Source organism: Phyllobacterium sp., from assembly GCF_037994425.1.
Lineage (GTDB): Bacteria > Pseudomonadota > Alphaproteobacteria > Rhizobiales > Rhizobiaceae > Phyllobacterium.
The window spans coordinates 1-1,993 of the sequence record NZ_JBBNAM010000241.1; the positions used below are offsets into that span (position 1 = coordinate 1).

General features: G+C 57.3%; 2 protein-coding genes and 2 pseudogenes. All 4 read right to left on the reverse strand.

What is annotated here, in order from left to right; translation table 11 throughout:
• Positions 1-100: 100 nt before the first annotated feature.
• On the reverse strand, positions 101-343 hold the full coding sequence (locus AAAB35_RS16825; RefSeq protein WP_340669441.1) for a hypothetical protein: 243 nt from the start codon (positions 341-343) through the stop codon (positions 101-103).
• A gap of 265 nt (positions 344-608) precedes the next feature.
• Positions 609-1,079, reverse strand: coding sequence for a hypothetical protein (locus tag AAAB35_RS16830; RefSeq protein WP_340669442.1), 471 nt, complete (start codon positions 1,077-1,079; stop codon positions 609-611).
• A gap of 1 nt (position 1,080) precedes the next feature.
• Positions 1,081-1,197 (reverse strand): annotated as a pseudogene (locus tag AAAB35_RS16835) (transposase); the annotation flags it as partial.
• Positions 1,198-1,492: 295 nt separating this feature from the next.
• Positions 1,493-1,993, reverse strand: a pseudogene (locus AAAB35_RS16840) (hypothetical protein); the annotation flags it as partial.

Here is a 1,993-nt window from a genome sequence, read left to right on the forward strand (position 1 = left end):
TGAATCACGGTTGATTTTAAGCGCAAGGCGGAGCTTCGGCGTCATGTTCTGGATGACGACACCAAGCTCCCCGCGGTTCACCTGTCTATGCACCGCCAACTCATCTGCAACATGCTTGGCCAGGCCACCCGGTCTGCCGAGGACGCTGACGACCCAGCGCCGCGGTTTGCCCAAGACCAAAGGGATTGCCGATAGCGATGGCCAATCCGGAGAGAATGAAATTCCAGGCAATAGCATCAAGTGCAACGGCGTTCTTACCACCATATCCAAGGACGACGGGCGAGATAAACGGCCATAGGCCGACCATCGTCATCAGACCATCCTGCCAACGGAACCTGCTCATTTTGACCTCCGCGCCGATGGCGGTTCGGCGCTGAGAATCTTGGCCTTGCGCTGGATCAAAGACCGGCGAGATGACGAGCAATTACCTGCGATCTGCCATGAAAGTCGGGGTCATCAGTCACCCGCTACCATAGCGGTCTCCTGTTTCAAAAAAAAATCAGTTTCGTGCCTCAATGCATTTTCGCACCGGCCATGGTATTCTGCAGTAGCGCGGGCGACCTCGTGGCGAAGCGCGGTGCATCGGCTGAAAGTGCCGCCAGGCGGCCTTATTCAAGCCTTGCCGGATTGAGGCGTCCGCGCGCCCTTTCCTTTGGCCGGCGCGAGCGCCTCGCGTCAATGAAACGTTCGTAGTGCTTCTCGGCCTGCTCAGCGACGCGCATTTCCTGGTCGCGAAGTTGCTTGACGTTGTAACCGCAGGCGGGGCCGCGTTTGTTACCTTTTGTCTGGGCTTGGCCAGCTTGCAATTCCATGCTGCGCGTCTTGTGGGCAGCAAGGCTCAGTCGCGCCCAGAAGTAGTCCTTCTCCTTCGTCAGCATATGACAGCATAGCACCGTCAGCTTCCACCTGATGGCCGCGTCTGGCCCTGACGCGGACGAAGAAGGAAAGATGGTGCGCAAGGGACCCGGCGCCTTCGCTGCTGCCCAAGCCGCCTCCACCAACATCGCGCAGCCATGACTGCGTCCGTCCCTTGCTGATCCGGCCGGGATGGGCGGCGCCAGGTCCTGATTGATGGACACGCGGATTGAGGCCGAAGTAACTGACCAACTTCTGGGGGCTCCTGAAGCGGGCGATGTTACCGATTGATGCCATGAGCCCAGCCGTCGTGAGCAGCCGCCTGACCGGGGGATCATCCATCGTGCCTTCGGCGATCCGCCGATCAAGGATCACGAGGTCTTCGCGCAGCCGATCAGTTCACGCACATGCCGCTCGATGGTGATCCGCGCTCTCGGCGCAACCGGGCGAGTCGCAGAGGCGGCCAGCTACCAACACGAGCTCGCAGCTCATCGTGTGGATCGGCCTGCTCGCACTTTCGTGCTCCCTATGCCTCTGTCCCGGATGGTCGCACCATATGCTGCGATCCTCACAACCGCAGGCGGATGTAACACCAGAAATCTTATACCGGTTGCATATTGACCCGCTCGGGAAGCTTTCAATCGTTGATCTCCTGATTTGCGTGGTCACTGTCATCGAAAAGTAAATGCAACCGATGAGTGTCAATGTCCCGCATGGCACTGGCGATAAGGCGATATTTTGCACCGGTAACGCTCAAATCGCGGAACCAATTGACCAATTCGCTCCACGGTTCGCTAATGCGAGACAATCCTGACAAAAATGCCACGACCGTTCCCACTTCGGTCTGCCCGCTCACAACAAACCAGCCGCCAACTCCGAGGACGCCTGCTGTGCCAATTTGGTTTAAGAGATTCATCAGGAAGTTCATGGAGAATTTGAGCTCGAAGATTCCCATATTCAACGAGAAAATATCATCGATCCTCTGACTCTGGAGTCCTTCGGGCAGTTGACCGTCAACGTCGTCCCAAATAATTCCTCCACTCACCGCGCGCAGGGTTTTGATCCGCATCGTTACTCTGCGATTTATAGCCGCCTGGATGAGCGGAACAAAGATCAGTTGCGGTGTTATCATTAGGAG

Coding starts and splice junctions, on each gene's coding strand:
- AAAB35_RS16825 (WP_340669441.1), bottom strand. CDS start 343: ATGAGCAGGTTCCGTTGGCAGGATGGTCTGATGACGATGGTCGGCCTA.